The following is a 16,275-nucleotide window of genomic DNA, read 5'->3' as shown; positions in this document are numbered from 1 at the left end:
TACGTGTGAAGGATCTCACTGGTTTCTGAAAATAATAGCATTCCCGTATTCATAGTAGGTCAAGTATACTGATTAAGTTAAACTCTAAAAGGGCATGCATTTATATTTAACCCCAGCGTTCTACCATGCGAATGATATTAACAATAGGAGGGATTACAATGGGCATATATACACGAACAGGTGACGAGGGACAAACCTCAGTCATTGGTGGACGGGTCATCAAGGACGATGACCGGGTTGAAGCTTACGGGACAATTGATGAGCTGAATTGTTTTGTTGGGCAGGCCATTAGTTTTATTGATCAAGCAAACGGAAAATTTGAGGATTTGCGTGAACACTTGCTCGAAATTCAGCAAGAATTGTTTGATTGCGGGTCCGATCTCGCCTTTGTAAAAATTAGCGAAACCAAATATAAAGTACGGGATGAGATGGTCACCCGGCTTGAGCAATGGATAGATCTGTATGATGCGGAAAATCCGAAGGTGGAGCGGTTTATTTTGCCTGGGGGCAGTCTGCTCTCTTCCACATTACATGTCTGCCGTACAGTATGTCGTCGCGCTGAACGCCGCGCCGTAACACTCGGACAACATACGGATATCAACCCTTCTGTACGACGTTATTTGAATCGTCTGTCTGATTATTTCTTCGTTGTAGCTCGGACTGCCAATGCGAGACAACAGGTAGCTGACATTGAATATGTGCGGAGCAAAAAAGTATTCCGCCGCAAAGACAAAGAATGAGCGATTATTATTCACCACTTACTTACACGGTTCCCGAAAATGAAGATGGCTGGCTGCTGAAGACCGTGCTTCAGCGGCGCCTACAGGTTTCGCGCAAGCTCCTGTCGAGAATCAAACTTACAGAGCAGGGAATTATGTTGAATGGCGAGCGAGTATACATCAGCGTCAAAGTTAGCACAGGTGACGTCCTGGAAGTCCGGATGGAACAGGAAGAGTCGGATGATATTTTACCTGAGCCGATTCCCTTTACGATACTGTATGAAGATGAGCACTTGCTTATAGTGAACAAAGATTCTGGTGTCATCGTACATCCAACACATGGGCATTACACAGGTACATTGGCAAACGGAGTTGTCCATTATTGGAAGTCCAAGAGCGAGCGTTTCCGATTCAGACCAATTCATCGACTGGATCAGGAAACATCGGGTGTGCTGGCAATCGCAAAAAATCCATATGTGCACCAGCATGTGTCTGAACAGATGATCGCAGGAACGGTGGATAAACAATATATTGCCTTTGTGCACGGTAGTCCTGCCCAAGAAGAGGGGGCCATCGATGGGCCGATTGATCGTGATCCCGAAGAGCCGCATCGTCGAATCGTTACACCTGACGGTTATGCGGCAAGAACGTTATACACGACCGTTGCAAGATGGGCGGGCGGAAGCGCCAGTGCGGTGAACCTGAAGCTGGAGAGCGGCAGAACCCATCAAATAAGGGTACATATGACATCGATCGGCTGCCCGTTAATTGGGGATCGGATGTACAAGACCCTTCCTGTGCATGACATCGATGAGCAGACCATGTCTGTTAGGGATGAACGAGACACTTGGATTGCCCGTCAGGCATTGCACGCATGTGAGCTGGCGTTTGACCATCCCATTTTGCAAAGTCGGATGACGTTCAAAGCCCCGTTGCCCGCTGATTTGGCAGCCCTGGAGGCACGTTTGGATGCCGAGGCATCTCCTAGAGAAGTGTTGTAGGAATCTATCAAACAGCCTGCAATTCGCGCTGTGTGTAGTAGCTCAGAGTGCATTTGTGTCCAGCAGTAAGTCAACGGTTAGTTACCTTAACCCGTGTGAGGCATGCAAACTGCATCCGAACAAAATGCCGTAGGCTAATTTTTAATATTTTCAGGTTGTAAGATTTTATGTTTTAGGCTTTTGATCCTAAAGCCGAATGGACATTTTTCTCATTCGCAAAGAGGTTTAAATTTACAGTGCGATGGTATCGGTTTGGAGCGACTTTTGGATTTGCGAAGCAAACCAAGGGAAGCGAGAAATCGAAACCGGAGCACCCGATACAGGAGCAATTTTAGGAGGACAAGCAACGATGAGTAATCTAAAAGTATACCAATATGCCAAATGTGGCACGTGCCGTAAAGCCGTAAAATGGCTGGAAGCTCAGGGGCATGAGCTGGAATTAATCCCTATTTTCGACACACCTCCATCCGAAACAGAATTAACGGAATTGATTCAGAAGAGCGGACTTGAAGTGAAGAAGTTTTTCAATACGAGTGGGGAAGTATACAAGGAGCAGCAACTGAAGGACAAGCTGCCGGGGTTGTCCACAGAAGAGCAGATTCGTTTGCTGGCTTCCAATGGTCGTCTGATTAAACGTCCAATCGTTACGGATGGTCACAAAGTGACCGTAGGTTTCAAGGAAGATACGTATGAGCAGGAATGGAACAACACGTAATTAGTTGATTAATGATTTCATTGATTGTTAAATGAACCAAGGTAAAAAAGGCTCTGAATGTTCAAATTTCAGGGCTTTTTTGGCTGGTCGATCCTTGGCGGAACTATGCTATAATGATAGAATTAGTTCGATATTTTATTTGCTAGATACAGGACAGGAGAGAACAAATTCAAGTGAATCAACGTAATGAACCTACTTTGTTGCTGGTAGATGGTATGGCGGTGTTGTTCCGTGCATTCTATGCAACATCTGCAAGCGGATATATCAGACGTACAAAGGCAGGCGTGCCAACCAACGCAGTATACGGATTTATCCGTTATTTCTGGGATGCGGTTCAGACCTTTGGGCCAAGTCATGTCGTATGCTGTTGGGATATGGGGGGCAAGACGTTTCGCGGTGAAGAGTATGCAGCGTACAAGGGGAACCGTCCGGAAGCTCCGGATGATTTGATTCCTCAGTTTGCTCTGATTCGCGAAGTGATGGATAGTTTGAACATTCCGAATATTGGCGCTCAAGGATATGAAGCTGATGATTGCATCGGTACACTTGCCAAATACTACACCGAGCAGACGGATATGAACGTGATGGTACTTACGGGTGACCATGATATGCTGCAACTGATTGATGATCGCACAAGCATTATTATTATGAAAAAAGGTCATGGCAATTACATGGTGTATACGCCTGAATCTCTAATGACGGAGAAACAACTGACACCTCGTCAAGTGATTGACATGAAAGGTCTGATGGGCGATGCCAGTGACAATTATCCTGGGGTACGTGGCATTGGGGAGAAGACGGCTTTGAAACTTGTGCAGGAGTTTGGCTCCATTGAAGGTATTTTGGACAATATGGATAAGCTTACCCCTTCGGTACGTAACAAGATTGAGAATGACCTCGACATGCTTCATCTGTCCCGCAAACTGGCAGAGATTCACTGTGCTGTTCCGGTAGCATGTGCACTGGATGTATGTGAATTGCGTCTTGATCCGGATATGGTGATGGACAAGTTCGAACAACTTGAGATGAAGAGCCTGGGCTCTTGGATGGGAGTGGCAATAGGGTGAGTAGCATGCAGACAAAACGGACGGGCAAAAAGTGGTGGACAGGGGCTATGGCCCTCGTCCTTGCTTTGCCTGTAGTCCTTTCAGGAGCAGTGAGTGTTCCACAGACAGCAGATGCCAAAGCGGCAATTAGCACCAAGGTACAGAAAGTAAAAGCAGCAGGACGCAGTTTTACCGTGCAGACGGTTAGTATTCCCAAGGGTACACCAGTTACCGTAGGATTAGCGAAGAAGCAGGTTGGTCAGACTGCAACATTACCTTCGATTGTTAAGGCATATGGCGCGCAAGCGGCCATTAACGGAGCGTTTTTTGAAGCTTATAACGGAGCTCCAGATCCATACGGCATGTTAATAGCAAACGGCAAAGTTATACATATTGGAAGATACGGAACAACGATTGGATTTAAGGAAGATGGCTCAGCCATCATGGATTCGCTTCAAGTGAGCCTGACGGGTAAAGTAACAGATAAAGAAGGGAATTCACGCAGTTGGTATGCGACCTTTATTAACCGAACACCTTCCGCGAATGCGAGTATTACGATGTTATACACGCCAGAGCGGGGATCTACAGTCGGGTTCAAAGGAGGTACGGCGGTTGTGATGGAGAAAGGGATTGTCACCAAGAAAGTACCGAATACCGATGTAGCCATTCCGAAGAATGGCTCGGTGCTGGTCTTCACGGGAAATCAGAAATCTTCGTCCGACCGCTTCACCATTGGATCAACTGTAGAGATGAATTATAAGTACACCAATGCAGCGGGCAAAGAGATCCCTTGGCAAGATGTAGTCACCGCTGTGGGCGCAGGTCCACGTTTGGTGAAAGACGGCAAAGTTGCCGTAAATCCAGCGAGTGAGGGCTTCAAGGATACCAAAATTCTCAATGCCTCCGGCGCAAGAAGTGGTATTGCCATTATGGCCGACGGTTCGGTTATGTTGGCTACCGTTTCTGGAGCGACCATTAAGGAATGGGCTGCTGTCATGCAGAAGCTTGGTGCCAAGCAGGCAATGAACCTGGATGGTGGTGCATCTTCTGGCATGTATGCTGGCGGCAAAATGCTTACTTCCCCGGGCCGCTTGTTAAGTAATACACTTGTTTTTGGTGGCTCTGTTCGTTAAAAGAAAGCTAATATGGGAGGTAGGATCAGATGACACTCACACATAACCGGAAGCCAGATGAAAGCAAAACGGCGGTATTAGCTGTAAACGTAGGGCAAGTTCAGGCCTTGCCTGGCCAGAAGCGCGAAGTGATGAGCGGCATTGTGAAACATCCCATATCCAGCCCGGTCTTCCTGTCATTCACCGGAATGACAGGGGATGCCCAGGCTGATCTGGAGCATCATGGTGGGCCTGACAAGGCGGTTTGTGTATACGATTACAGTCGTTATGCGGCGCTTGAACAACTGATGGATCGCAAGCTGGACTGGGGAGCTTGTGGAGAAAATCTGACAGTTGAAGGCTGTATGGAGGAAGAAGTCCGCATTGGTGATGTGTATGAATTGGGGAAAGCCACGGTACAGGTCAGCCAGCCGAGACAGCCTTGCTTCAAGCTTGGTGCACGGTATGATTACAAAGAGCTGCCTGTTTATTTCCAGGATAGCGGGCATACCGGATTTTATTTTCGGGTGTTGCAAGAGGGCGAGGTAACTCCTTCTGCAACTTTCAGACGAATAAGCACGGATCCTGCATCAATGACCATTCTGGAAGCTAATCGAATTATGCATCAGGGGAAGCAGGATGTCGCTGCTATGCGTGCTTTGCTGGCCATTCCAACGTTAGCCGACAGCTGGAAGCAGACCTTATTGAAGCGACTGGCTAAGCTCGAAACTGCTGAACAGGATTAATTCATGCCCTTGTTTAGAGAACAGATTCGAAGATCCATTTTAATTTTAAACTACTTGGGAGTGTGACTAACATGACGATTTTAGGCGCAATTGAAGCTGGAGGAACCAAATTTGTATGTGGTATCGGTACGGAAGAAGGAGAAGTTCTTGAACGCGTAAGTTTTCCAACGACGACACCGGAAGAGACGATGGCTCAAGTAATCGCTTTTTTTGAAGGTAAAGGTATTGAAGCATTAGGTGTAGGTTCATTTGGTCCGATTGATCCGATTGAAGGAAGCCCGACTTATGGTTACATCACAACAACACCAAAACCACATTGGGGTCAGTACAACCTGATTGGTAAGCTCAAAGAGCACTTTGATGTACCGATGACGTTCGACACCGATGTAAACGGTGCTGCGCTTGGGGAAGCAACCTGGGGGGCTGCACAAGGCCTAGATAGCTGTCTGTATATTACTGTCGGAACGGGTATTGGTGCAGGCGCAGTTGTAGGTGGCAAAATGGTCCATGGATTGTCACATCCAGAGATGGGACACATCATTGTACGCAGACATCCTGAGGATACGTATGAAGGGTTCTGTCCGTATCATGGAGACTGTCTGGAAGGGCTTGCCGCAGGTCCTGCCATCAATAAACGTTGGGAGCAACCGGCTTACGAACTGCCAGCCGATCACAAGGCTTGGGAGATTGAAGCACATTACCTGGCGCATGCTCTGATGAATTATGTATTGATCCTCACACCTCAGAAAATTGTAATGGGTGGCGGTGTGATGAAGCAGGAGCATCTGTTCCCAATGGTTCGCAGTAAACTGCAGGAATTGCTCGCTGGATACGTTCAGCATCCTGCACTTCAGTCCGAAATTGACCAGTATGTCGTTTCACCTGGACTTGGCGATAATGCGGGGTTGTGTGGTTCACTTGCGCTGGCGAAACTAGCTTTGAATAAGTAAATAGCTTTACAAACAAGTAGTTGACGAATTTTTCCATTGTGGTAATATATGAGCAACAGCATAGCACGGTTAATGAGGAAGCACCTCTCTTGCATGGATTTTGCAGGAGAGGTGTTTTTTTGTGCTGCTTAATTTAGCACAATACAGACTGTGTCGAGCTGAACTATTGAAGGAGGGACAGGATATGGAAGTCATTTTCATGAACAGATTATCCAGAATGTCAGGTCAGAATGAAGAGCATGCGCAGCTGTGGATTGGTGAAGAAGAAGGGGCGTGGCATCTGGGGTGGAGCCGATATGAGGAAGGAGATCGTACGGATGCCATCTGGTATGATGGCAGTTCGTGGGACGAGCTGTTGCATGTGTATCGTCATCAGTTAGCCATACAGATGGGCGAAGGATATCGTCCATTGTTGCAAGGTTTGTTCCACGAAAATGATGATTTGAAGTCGCGCAGTTATGGCGGTCAACGTCTTCATTGCTACAGTGAATTATATGGCAATGAGGGGCTGTATATGGACCTGTGCATATGGCGCAGGAAGAGAGCAGCGTCTGACCGGAAGGCCCCCTATTTTATTGCAACGAACCGGTTGCTGCGCATGATCAGTGCATTTGTTCCACAAACCATCGATGAATTGATGCAACTGCCTGGCGTAGGGGAGAGCAAGGCTTCCGAGTACGGAGAGCAATGGCTGGAGCTTACGAATGGACTGGAACGTTCCACATCTTTCCCGCTAGATTGGGTGTACTCGGTTCTGAAAGAACAAGAATATGAGAGCTGGCTGTACAAACAGAGAGAGCAGAAGTACAAGCAGGAGCTAGACAGATTCACCACACGGAAGCAGGTACTTGAGGGTATGAAAGAAGGATATACATTGGAGGAGATTGTGAATCGTTCCGGATTGTCCCGTCGGGAGCTAATTGAACTGTTGGAGACACTGGATTTGGAGGGGTATGACACCGATTGTCTACTTGATGCGGAGCTTGCTGTCATGTCTGAAGAGGAGCAAGAGGCGGTATGGAGTGCCTACGAGGAGCTGGGAGATACGTTCCTGAAGCCCGTGTTACATAAGGTGTATGGAGAAGAGAAGCCTGGCGGGAGCAATCTGGAGCAGGTCTACGAAAGACTGCGCATGATTCGCATCCGGTTTCGTCGTCACACAGAGACGGAGCAGAATGCAGGCTAGATTGGAAATAGGACGTTAGTTGTCATACATTAAGCGGATAATAAAAAAAAGACGAGACGTCTCCAGAAGTGGAGCGCTTCGTCTTTTGCTATTTCAAACCCAATCTTTTTTGCGGAAAATAAAGAACATACTCAGGCCCAGTGTAACCATCAGGCCAATAACCACAAAATAACCATATTTCCAGTCCAACTCGGGCATGTTCGTAAAGTTCATCCCATAGATGCCAGTGATAACCGTCAGCGGCATGAACACCGTCGTAATGGCGGTGAACACACGCATGATTTCATTCGCCCGGTTGGCGATACTGGATTGGTAAGCTTCTCGTAAGTTCCCCATCAAGTCGCGATAAGTCTCAAAGGTTTCGGATATTTTCACAGCATTTTCATAAATGTCACTAAAATACTTTTGCAGTTGATCATCAATAAGACGCAGATCTTTTTTATTGAGTGTGTTAATGACCTCTTTCTGAGGTCCAAGCACTTTCTTCAGCCACAAAATCTCACTGCGCAGCCCGATAATCTCATTCAGATGTGACTTCTTGGTATGCATCAGAATGTCCTCTTCAAGCTTCTCAATGCGCGCTTCAATTCGGTCACCGACAGTAAAATAATTATCAACAATCAAGTCAACCAGCAGATACAGCAGCTTATCTGGCGTACTAATTTCCTGTTCCCAAAGGATCGGTTTCAATGTCCGCAATTCGCTGACTTTCTGTTTGGTAACACTGATAATAAAGTGTCTGCCAAGGAACAAGTTGACGGCACGTAAAAAAATCTCTTCATCATCAAAACGAATGCTATTAATAACAATAAAATAATGGCTCTCATAAATTTCAATCTTCGGACGTTGTTCTTCGTCACTCAAACAGTCTTCCACGGCCAGATCATGCATCATGAACAGCGGTTGAAGTACCGCCAAATCGTCTACGTCCGCATCAATCCAGTAAAACCCCTCCGCTGGTGGAGTCAGCGCCTGCTGAATGTCGTCCACCGGAATAAATACACCGTTATTTACCAACCGGATTTTCATTATTCATCTACTCCTTCTGCACCCGCCAAATGGGCGGATTTCATCAATATGGGCGCAAAAAGAACAGATCAGCCGGTCGGCAGCGGAGCCTGGAAGTCAGGACTGCGTTCGCTCTATAATCAAACGGAAGTAACGTCCCGCTGCCGGCATGCTGATATCAATTCTCTATGCAGTTTGTCGGAATTCGGCTGCCAGTCAGGCCTCGGGTCGCCATCCATTGAATATGTCACCTCTCACATAAGGGTTTATAACACTTGTCTAGTATACCGCTGGTACAGGGTCCTTTCAAGCGCAAAAATGTGTCGATTTCGCGCCCTGGAGCAGTGTATGACAACGGATGATGAACGGTTCCGATCCTGAGGAACAGACATTGAACTACACCTTGACGTGAGGGGATTAATGTCTTAAAGTAAAAGGTGAACCACACTAGTTTTTACAATTGAATAAAGCGAAATCTTATCAAGAGTAGGTGGAGGGACTGGCCCGATGAAACCCGGCAACCGGCGGTATACCGCACGGTGCTAATTCTTGCAGCGACCAAGTGTCCAAGTGGCACTGTTGTAACTGAGAGATGAGAGAGGCGCATATCTATTTACATATGACCTTTCTCGGAATCCGAGGAAGGTCTTTGTTATATGCACCGACTTCTCAGCAGTGATTTTCGCTAAGGAACTTGAGCTTGCCGCCAGCAATGTGGTTGCAATTCAGCGCCTGCAGGCAAGCTCATGGCAGCCTAAAACTGTACGGATGCGAATCGTATCGAGTCCGCAGTGGCTGCATCTATTTATGCACAAGGAGGAGTTAGAACTACCATGCCAATCAAAATTCCAGACACACTGCCTGCCAAAGAAGTACTTGCAGGAGAGAACATCTTTGTCATGGACGAGACATCTGCTTACCAGCAGGACATTCGTCCACTACGTATCGCTATATTAAACCTGATGCCCACAAAGGAAACGACAGAAACTCAATTGCTTCGTTTGGTGGGTAACACACCAATTCAGGTAGATATCGTTCTGGTTCATCCGAAGTCTCATACGTCCAAGAACACTTCCCAGGAATATTTGGACTTGTTCTACAAAACCTTTGATGAGATCGAACACCGCCGTTTTGACGGCATGATCATTACAGGTGCTCCTGTAGAGCAAATGGACTTTGAAGACGTGAACTATTGGAAAGAAATCCAGGAGATCTTCGAATGGACCAAAACCAATGTGACTTCGACCATGCATATATGTTGGGCTTCCCAAGCGGGGTTATACCATCATTTCGGAGTTCCCAAAGTTCCGCTGGATGAAAAATGTTTTGGCGTATTCTCACATACGATCAACAGATCCAATGTGCAGCTGCTGCGCGGATTTGATGAAGTATTCAACGTCCCGCATTCCCGCCATACGGAAGTGCGACGTGAAGATATTGAAAAAAATGAAAACCTTGAAATATTGGCTGAATCAGAGGAAGCGGGTATTTTCCTCGTTGCTACCAAAGACGGCAAACAGATTTTTGCAACCGGACATGCCGAGTATGACCCGCTTTCATTGAAATGGGAATATGACCGTGATGCAGCTAAAGGTATGGACATTGCGCTGCCGAGACATTATTTCCCGAATGACGATCCTTCCCGTGTTCCCCCGGCCACTTGGCGAGCACATGCAAACTTATTATTCTCTAATTGGCTCAATTACTATGTGTATCAAGAGACACCTTACGATATTGGTCCGCAAATTTAATCGACATTACAGGAGGATGCTGCAATGGAAGACAACAAATTGAAAATCGAAAGTCGATTGGCCCAAATTGGGTCTATCAATGAACCGGTAACGGGCGCCATTAATTTTCCGATCTATCAATCCACTGCGTTTCGCCACCCAAAGCTTGGACAAAGCACGGGATTTGATTATATTCGTACGACCAATCCAACCCGTAAAGTGTTGGAAGAAGCAGCGGCAGCGTTGGAATCCGGTGATGCAGGTTTTGCCTGTAGCTCCGGCATGGCTGCTTTGCAAACGATTTTCGCTTTATTCGGACAAGGGGATCATCTGATTGTATCGCTGGATCTGTACGGCGGAACGTATCGTTTGCTTGAACGCATCCTGTCTCGATTTGGTGTGACGGCAAGTTACGTTGATACTAATGACTTGGCAGCTCTAGAAAATATTCGTCAACCAAATACAAAAGCGGTATTTATTGAAACACCAACCAATCCACTAATGATGATTACGGATGTGGAAGCGGTATGCTCCTGGGCCAAGAGCCACAACTTGCTCACCATTGTGGATAATACACTACTGACTCCGTTCTTCCAGCGTCCAATTGAACTTGGTGCTGATATCATCATTCATAGTGCCACGAAGTATCTGGGTGGTCATAATGATGTACTTGCCGGATTAATTATTACCAAAGGTGAGGAATTGTCGGCCGAAATGGCATTCCTGCACAATTCCATTGGAGCCGTATTGTCTCCAAGTGACTCCTATCAGCTGATGAAAGGCATGAAGACACTCGCTCTTCGCATGGAGCGGCATGAGTATAATGCTCTGACGATTGCCAAGTACCTTTTGGAGCACCCAGCCGTTAATGAAGTGTATCATCCTGGTTTGTCGGATCATCCCGGATTTGAAATACAGAATAAACAATCCAGTGGAAATACAGGCATTTTCTCCTTTAAGGTAAAGGATGCTCGTTATGTTGAACCATTGCTTCGTCACATTAAACTGATTGCTTTTGCGGAAAGCCTCGGGGGTGTAGAGTCATTGATGACTTATCCTGCGGTGCAGACCCATGCGGATATTCCGATTGAAATTCGTGACGCTGTAGGTGTAGATGACCGTCTGTTGCGCTTCTCAGTAGGGATCGAGCATGCCGAAGATCTGATTGCCGATCTGGGCAATGCACTTACAGCTGCACAACAGGAGATAGAAGGGGGAACCGCATCATGAGTGAGCAAAACAATAATGCCAACAATCATGAACGGAATGTTCATTCTGACCTGAAGTTCGATACCAAGCTGCTGCATTTCGGTGACGAAATCGATAAAACAACCGGGGCTTCCAGTGTGCCAATTTACCAGGCCTCCACATTCCATCATTTTGATATTTTTAATCCACCCCAACATGATTATAGTCGTTCCGGTAACCCGACTCGTCAGGCATTGGAGGATTACATTACATTATTGGAAGGTGGGGCACGCGGATTTGCCTATTCCTCAGGAATGGCTGCCATCTCCAGTGTGTTCATGATGTTCTCGGCAGGCGATCACATGATTGTGACGGAAGACGTATATGGAGGAACGTATCGACTGCTTACTTCCATTCTGAGCCGGATGCAGATTGAGACTACCTTTGTGGATATGACCAATATTGAGGAAGTAAAGGCAGCGCTCAAACCGAACACGAAGGCAGTCTATATGGAGACACCATCCAACCCGACACTTCGGATCACGGATATTGCTGCGGTCACCTCCTGGGCAAAGGAACATGAGCTAATCTCCATTCTCGATAACACCTTCATGACGCCTTATTACCAAAGGCCGATCGAGCTTGGTGTGGATATTGTCGTACATAGTGCGACCAAGTTCCTTGGCGGACACAGTGATGTGCTGGCAGGTTTAGCCGTTGCTCGTACGGATTCATTGGGTACACAGCTAAAACAATTGCAGAATGGACTTGGAACCGTGCTTGGTGCCCAGGAATCCTGGCTGCTGATGCGTGGCATGAAAACTTTGGGTGCGCGCATGGCACACAGTGAACAAAGCACAGCGAAGCTGGCTGCTTGGCTTAGTGGACGCAGTGATATTACGGCTGTATTTTATCCGGGGCTGCTGGATCATCCCGGCCGTGAAGCTCATGAACGTCAGTCAAGCGGATACGGCGCTGTCGTGTCGTTTGACGTTGGGTCGGGAGATCGTGCCAAGGCTGTACTCAACCGTGTGAAATTGCCAATTGTTGCCGTGAGTCTGGGTGCGGTTGAAAGTATCTTGTCTTATCCTGCGATGATGTCTCATGCGGCTATGCCGGCTGAGGTTCGCCGTGATCGAGGTATAACTGACGGATTACTGCGCTTCTCGGTAGGTCTGGAAGACATCGATGACCTGATTGCAGATCTGGATCAGGCACTTCAGGATTCGTAAGTCGGCTGTATTGAAACACGGGTGTTAGAGCCCGCTGAAAAAGAAATGAAATAGATGGCATATGTAAACATTTTTATTAATTTTTAAAGCACCTGCTCATAAGGTGCTTTTTTTCACATGTAACCTGTGTTACGATATGTGGAGTACGGAAATGCGATGTTGCCACCAAAACTTTCATCTATATGAGCAAGTTGGGACGGATCGTGATTATATTTTCTCTTCATGAGGGAGGCTTTTTTACGATGAGTACGGTAGACCGTATCTTAGATAAAGCCCTTCGGGGCGAACGTTTGGACTTGGAAGACACGATTCAGCTGTTTGAATCAAATGAAGTAGACAAAATCGGGGCAGCCGCCAATGTGATTGTAAAACGCATGCACCCCGAACCATACAGAACTTTTGTAATTGGGCGTAACGTCAACTACACGAACGTGTGTGATGTGTACTGCCGTTTTTGTGCTTTCTACCGCAGACCTGGCTCTGACGAAGGATATGTACTTCCCGATGAAGTCATCTTCCAGAAGATTCAAGAAACCGAAGACGTGAATGGTACCGAGATTCTGATGCAAGGTGGAACGAATCCGAATCTGCCGTTTAGTTATTACACCGACCTGCTCAAAGCGATCAAGGAGCGTTTCCCTAATATTACGATGCACTCCTTCTCGCCAGCCGAAATTATGAAAATGGTTGAAGTGTCCGACGGTCTTACTTTGGAAGAGGTTGTACGTGCAATTCACGAAGCGGGACTCGATTCTCTGCCTGGTGGTGGTGCCGAAATCCTGGATGACCGTACACGCCGCAAAATCAGCCGTCTGAAAGGTTCCTGGCGTGATTGGATGGACGTTATGCAGACAGCTCACCGTATCGGTATGAACACAACGGCAACGATGGTTATCGGCCTAGGTGAAACGATGGAAGAACGCGCACTGCACCTGCTTCGTGTACGTGAAGCTCAGGATGAGTGCATTGCGAACAAGTATGATTCTGAAGGATTCCTGGCGTTCATTCCTTGGACATTCCAACCGGATAATACGAATCTGAAGTTGGAGCGTCAGACGCCAGAAGAGTACCTGAAGACGGTAGCGATCAGCCGACTGGTATTGGACAACATCAAAAACATTCAATCCTCATGGGTAACGATGGGACCTGAAGTCGGCAAAAAATCACTTGAATTTGGCTGCAACGACTTTGGTAGCACCATGATTGAAGAGAACGTGGTATCTGCTGCAGGCGCAACGTACAAAGTCAACATTGGTTCCATTACGCAACTGATTCGGGAGTCCGGTTATATTCCAGCACAGCGTAACACGAGATATGATATCCTGCGGACGTTTGATGAGAATAATGCCATTCAACAAGATTTTGTAATGCAGAACTAATATTTATTTTATAGCACATCACGCTGATGAAATGAATGGATAAGTAGTTCATTCAGTCAGTGTGGATATGAAGTCCGTTGATTTCCCTTTAAAAGGGGAATCGGCGGACTTTTTAATTTCACTTCACACCAAGCGATAATTCACAGATCATCAAACAGTATATATTACGCATTTGGCGATATTTTAGTTTGAAATTCAACTGTTACAATGAAAGAACACGTGAGTATGCTAGACATGCTGGGAAGGGGCAGGCCGATGAAAACGAGAAGACTTGGTAAGACTGGACTGGAAGTACCTGTGCTGAGCTTTGGAGCATCCTCTCTAGGTTCAGTATTTCGTGATATTGACCGAGGTGAGGGTGTTCGTACGGTTCACGCCGCTGTAGATACAGGGATGAACTATATAGATGTTTCGCCCTATTATGGATTAACGAAGGCTGAATCGGTGCTTGGAGAAGCCATCCGTAGTTTGCCACGTAGCTCGTTTACGTTGTCGACCAAGGCTGGACGTTATGGGGAGAATGCATTTGATTTTTCGCGTAAGCGGATACATGATAGTGTACAAGAGAGTCTGGGTCGACTGCATACTGATTATATCGATATCCTGTTCTTGCATGACATTGAGTTTGTCCCGGCCGATATTATTATTGAAGAAGCTTTTCCAACCTTGCTTCGCCTGAAAGAGCAGGGAGTCATTCGCCATGCAGGGATTTGTGGCTTACCGCTGCCGTTATTCGAAACAGTGTTGCCACAGATTGATGCTGACGCCATCATTTCCTACTGCCATTATGCATTAAATGATACTTCACTGCTGTCCTTGCTGCCCCTTTTGGAAAAGAAAGAAGTTGGCCTTGTGAATGCTTCGCCACTTTCTATGGGCTTATTAAGCACAAGAGGAGCTCCTGCCTGGCACCCGGCAGATGATCGCGTGAAGCAGATCTGCCAGCAAGCGGCGCAGTTCTGCGCGGAACAGGGCACTGATATTGCGAAGCTTGCCGTGCAATTTGCAACAGCCAATGAACGGATTCCAACAACACTGGTCAGCAGTGCAAGTGAACATAATATCCGCAACAATGCAGCCTGGATTGAGGAACCATTAGACCAGGAACTGTTATCAGAGGTGCTGCGTATTCTGGCTCCAATTCGTAATGAAAGCTGGGCCAGCGGACGCCCTGAATATAACATTGAACATAACATGAAGTCACAAGCATCATCCGAGGGGGAACAGGAATGAGAGCTGTTATATGTGAAGAAATAAATCGTTTGGCGTTGCGAGACATAGCTGAACCTGAAAGAAACGAGAATCAGGCGCTGGTAACCATCCGCCGAATTGGAATCTGTGGCACAGATCTGCATGCCTACAAAGGTAATCAGCCTTTTTTCACCTATCCTCGTGTACTGGGTCATGAGCTTGCAGGGATTATTGAAGAAATCGGGGAGAATGGAGCGGGCCTGAAGGCGGGAGATCAGGTTAGTATTATTCCATATTTGCATTGTGGTCATTGTATCGCTTGTCGATCAGGGAAAACGAATTGTTGTGTGTCAATGCAGGTGATGGGTGTACATGTGGACGGCGGCATGCGAGAGAGAATCGTTGTGCCTGTCTCCCATCTGATCCAAGCTGAAGGACTTACACTGGATGAAACTGCGATGGTAGAACCGCTCAGTATTGGTGCTCACGCGGTCAGAAGAGCAGCCCTAAGGCCTGGTGAACAGGTTGTTGTCGTTGGAGCTGGACCGATTGGTCTGGGTGTGATGGCATTTGCCAAACAGGCGGGTGCTCGGGTCATTGCTATTGACCGAAATCTGGACAGGCTGGAACTTAGCCGAACATGGGCCGGAGTGGATGCTATGGTTCAGGCCAATGAACAAGCGGCACAGCAAGTTGCTGAAATCACGAATGGGGACTATGCGACGGCTGTCTTTGATGCAACAGGAAACATGCAATCGATGAATAATGCCATTCAATACGTTGCTCATGGTGGACAATTAATCTTTGTTGGACTGGTCAAAGCCGATATTTCCTTTCATGATCCAGACTTTCACAAGCGAGAGATGAGCATTTTAGGTAGCCGAAACGCCACACGGGAAGATTTTGAACAAGTCATGTCGATCTTGCGGGAGAAGAAGTTGAACATGGACGGCTACATTACACACCGGACGAGTTTTGATCAATTGCCTGATTCGATCGACACCTGGTTACAACCGGATTCGCATGTAGTGAAAGCGATAGTGGAGTTATAAAAAGAATAACTGAAAAAAAC

General features: G+C 46.9%; 15 protein-coding genes and 1 riboswitch. Of the genes, 14 read left to right on the top strand and 1 reads right to left on the bottom strand.

Annotated features, from left to right (window positions below; all coding sequences use genetic code 11):
* Nucleotides 1-158: 158 nt before the first annotated feature.
* The 8 genes from CS562_RS07895 to CS562_RS07860 all read left to right on the top strand — a co-directional run bounded on the left by CS562_RS07895 (nucleotide 159) and on the right by CS562_RS07860 (nucleotide 7,475).
* Nucleotides 159-740, top strand: coding sequence for a cob(I)yrinic acid a,c-diamide adenosyltransferase (locus CS562_RS07895; protein WP_076289912.1), 582 nt, complete (start codon nucleotides 159-161; stop codon nucleotides 738-740).
* Nucleotides 737-1,720, top strand: a complete 984-nt coding sequence (locus CS562_RS07890) for an RluA family pseudouridine synthase (protein ID WP_099854854.1) — start codon at nucleotides 737-739, stop codon at nucleotides 1,718-1,720. The genes CS562_RS07895 and CS562_RS07890 overlap by 4 nt, the downstream gene beginning before the upstream one ends.
* 349 nt (nucleotides 1,721-2,069) lie before the next feature.
* Nucleotides 2,070-2,435: an arsenate reductase family protein gene (locus tag CS562_RS07885; protein WP_076289910.1), complete on the top strand. Its 366-nt coding sequence runs from the start codon at nucleotides 2,070-2,072 to the stop codon at nucleotides 2,433-2,435.
* A gap of 173 nt (nucleotides 2,436-2,608) precedes the next feature.
* Nucleotides 2,609-3,502: a 5'-3' exonuclease gene (locus CS562_RS07880; protein WP_072734037.1), complete on the top strand. Its 894-nt coding sequence runs from the start codon at nucleotides 2,609-2,611 to the stop codon at nucleotides 3,500-3,502.
* A gap of 5 nt (nucleotides 3,503-3,507) precedes the next feature.
* Nucleotides 3,508-4,614: a phosphodiester glycosidase family protein gene (locus tag CS562_RS07875; protein WP_257219418.1), complete on the top strand. Its 1,107-nt coding sequence runs from the start codon at nucleotides 3,508-3,510 to the stop codon at nucleotides 4,612-4,614.
* 29 nt (nucleotides 4,615-4,643) lie between these two features.
* A complete protein-coding gene (locus tag CS562_RS07870) occupies nucleotides 4,644-5,339 on the top strand; it encodes an MOSC domain-containing protein (protein WP_099854850.1) in 696 nt (231 codons plus the stop codon).
* Between the two features lie 71 nt (nucleotides 5,340-5,410).
* Nucleotides 5,411-6,289 carry an ROK family protein gene (locus CS562_RS07865; protein ID WP_063564224.1) on the top strand — a complete coding sequence of 293 codons (879 nt, stop codon included), beginning with the start codon at nucleotides 5,411-5,413 and terminating at the stop codon, nucleotides 6,287-6,289.
* Between the two features lie 184 nt (nucleotides 6,290-6,473).
* Nucleotides 6,474-7,475 carry an HRDC domain-containing protein gene (locus CS562_RS07860; RefSeq protein WP_099854848.1) on the top strand — a complete coding sequence of 334 codons (1,002 nt, stop codon included), beginning with the start codon at nucleotides 6,474-6,476 and terminating at the stop codon, nucleotides 7,473-7,475.
* 93 nt (nucleotides 7,476-7,568) lie between these two features.
* Here CS562_RS07860 and corA read toward each other — a convergent pair whose 3' ends face one another.
* A complete protein-coding gene (gene corA, locus CS562_RS07855; protein WP_053780458.1) occupies nucleotides 7,569-8,504 on the bottom strand; it encodes a magnesium/cobalt transporter CorA in 936 nt (311 codons plus the stop codon).
* Between the two features lie 453 nt (nucleotides 8,505-8,957).
* A riboswitch (SAM riboswitch) is annotated at nucleotides 8,958-9,082 on the top strand.
* Between the two features lie 234 nt (nucleotides 9,083-9,316).
* Here corA and metA point away from each other — a divergent pair.
* The 6 genes from metA to CS562_RS07825 all read left to right on the top strand — a co-directional run bounded on the left by metA (nucleotide 9,317) and on the right by CS562_RS07825 (nucleotide 16,255).
* Nucleotides 9,317-10,234, top strand: coding sequence for a homoserine O-acetyltransferase MetA (metA, locus tag CS562_RS07850; protein ID WP_063564335.1), 918 nt, complete (start codon nucleotides 9,317-9,319; stop codon nucleotides 10,232-10,234).
* A gap of 24 nt (nucleotides 10,235-10,258) precedes the next feature.
* Entirely contained in the window at nucleotides 10,259-11,443 is a 1,185-nt protein-coding gene (locus CS562_RS07845) for an aminotransferase class I/II-fold pyridoxal phosphate-dependent enzyme (protein ID WP_076289906.1), read from the top strand.
* Entirely contained in the window at nucleotides 11,440-12,633 is a 1,194-nt protein-coding gene (locus CS562_RS07840) for a trans-sulfuration enzyme family protein (RefSeq protein ID WP_076289905.1), read from the top strand. Before CS562_RS07845 ends, CS562_RS07840 begins: the two co-directional genes overlap by 4 nt.
* A 242-nt stretch (nucleotides 12,634-12,875) precedes the next feature.
* Nucleotides 12,876-14,012, top strand: a complete 1,137-nt coding sequence (mqnC, locus tag CS562_RS07835) for a cyclic dehypoxanthinyl futalosine synthase (RefSeq protein WP_063564227.1) — start codon at nucleotides 12,876-12,878, stop codon at nucleotides 14,010-14,012.
* Between the two features lie 255 nt (nucleotides 14,013-14,267).
* The gene (locus tag CS562_RS07830) at nucleotides 14,268-15,245 is read left to right on the top strand and encodes an aldo/keto reductase (RefSeq protein ID WP_099854846.1); all 978 of its coding nucleotides are present in this window, start codon (nucleotides 14,268-14,270) and stop codon (nucleotides 15,243-15,245) included.
* On the top strand, nucleotides 15,242-16,255 hold the full coding sequence (locus CS562_RS07825) for a zinc-binding alcohol dehydrogenase family protein (RefSeq protein WP_099854844.1): 1,014 nt from the start codon (nucleotides 15,242-15,244) through the stop codon (nucleotides 16,253-16,255). Before CS562_RS07830 ends, CS562_RS07825 begins: the two co-directional genes overlap by 4 nt.
* Nucleotides 16,256-16,275: the final 20 nt, after the last annotated feature.

The sequence above is a fragment of the Paenibacillus sp. LK1 genome (assembly GCF_002750415.1).
Lineage (GTDB): Bacteria > Bacillota > Bacilli > Paenibacillales > Paenibacillaceae > Paenibacillus > Paenibacillus taichungensis.
This window is presented reverse-complemented; position numbering and strand designations above follow the sequence as displayed.

Excerpts from the sequence above, each read along its gene's own strand:
- CS562_RS07895 (WP_076289912.1), top strand. The coding sequence starts at position 159 with ATGGGCATATATACACGAACAGGTGACGAGGGACAAACCTCAGTCATT.
- CS562_RS07890 (WP_099854854.1), top strand. The coding sequence starts at position 737 with ATGAGCGATTATTATTCACCACTTACTTACACGGTTCCCGAAAATGAA.
- CS562_RS07885 (WP_076289910.1), top strand. The coding sequence starts at position 2,070 with ATGAGTAATCTAAAAGTATACCAATATGCCAAATGTGGCACGTGCCGT.
- CS562_RS07875 (WP_257219418.1), top strand. The coding sequence starts at position 3,508 with ATGCAGACAAAACGGACGGGCAAAAAGTGGTGGACAGGGGCTATGGCC.
- CS562_RS07870 (WP_099854850.1), top strand. The coding sequence starts at position 4,644 with ATGACACTCACACATAACCGGAAGCCAGATGAAAGCAAAACGGCGGTA.
- CS562_RS07865 (WP_063564224.1), top strand. The coding sequence starts at position 5,411 with ATGACGATTTTAGGCGCAATTGAAGCTGGAGGAACCAAATTTGTATGT.
- CS562_RS07860 (WP_099854848.1), top strand. The coding sequence starts at position 6,474 with ATGGAAGTCATTTTCATGAACAGATTATCCAGAATGTCAGGTCAGAAT.
- corA (WP_053780458.1), bottom strand. The coding sequence starts at position 8,504 with ATGAAAATCCGGTTGGTAAATAACGGTGTATTTATTCCGGTGGACGAC.
- metA (WP_063564335.1), top strand. The coding sequence starts at position 9,317 with ATGCCAATCAAAATTCCAGACACACTGCCTGCCAAAGAAGTACTTGCA.
- CS562_RS07845 (WP_076289906.1), top strand. The coding sequence starts at position 10,259 with ATGGAAGACAACAAATTGAAAATCGAAAGTCGATTGGCCCAAATTGGG.
- CS562_RS07840 (WP_076289905.1), top strand. The coding sequence starts at position 11,440 with ATGAGTGAGCAAAACAATAATGCCAACAATCATGAACGGAATGTTCAT.
- mqnC (WP_063564227.1), top strand. The coding sequence starts at position 12,876 with ATGAGTACGGTAGACCGTATCTTAGATAAAGCCCTTCGGGGCGAACGT.
- CS562_RS07830 (WP_099854846.1), top strand. The coding sequence starts at position 14,268 with ATGAAAACGAGAAGACTTGGTAAGACTGGACTGGAAGTACCTGTGCTG.
- CS562_RS07825 (WP_099854844.1), top strand. The coding sequence starts at position 15,242 with ATGAGAGCTGTTATATGTGAAGAAATAAATCGTTTGGCGTTGCGAGAC.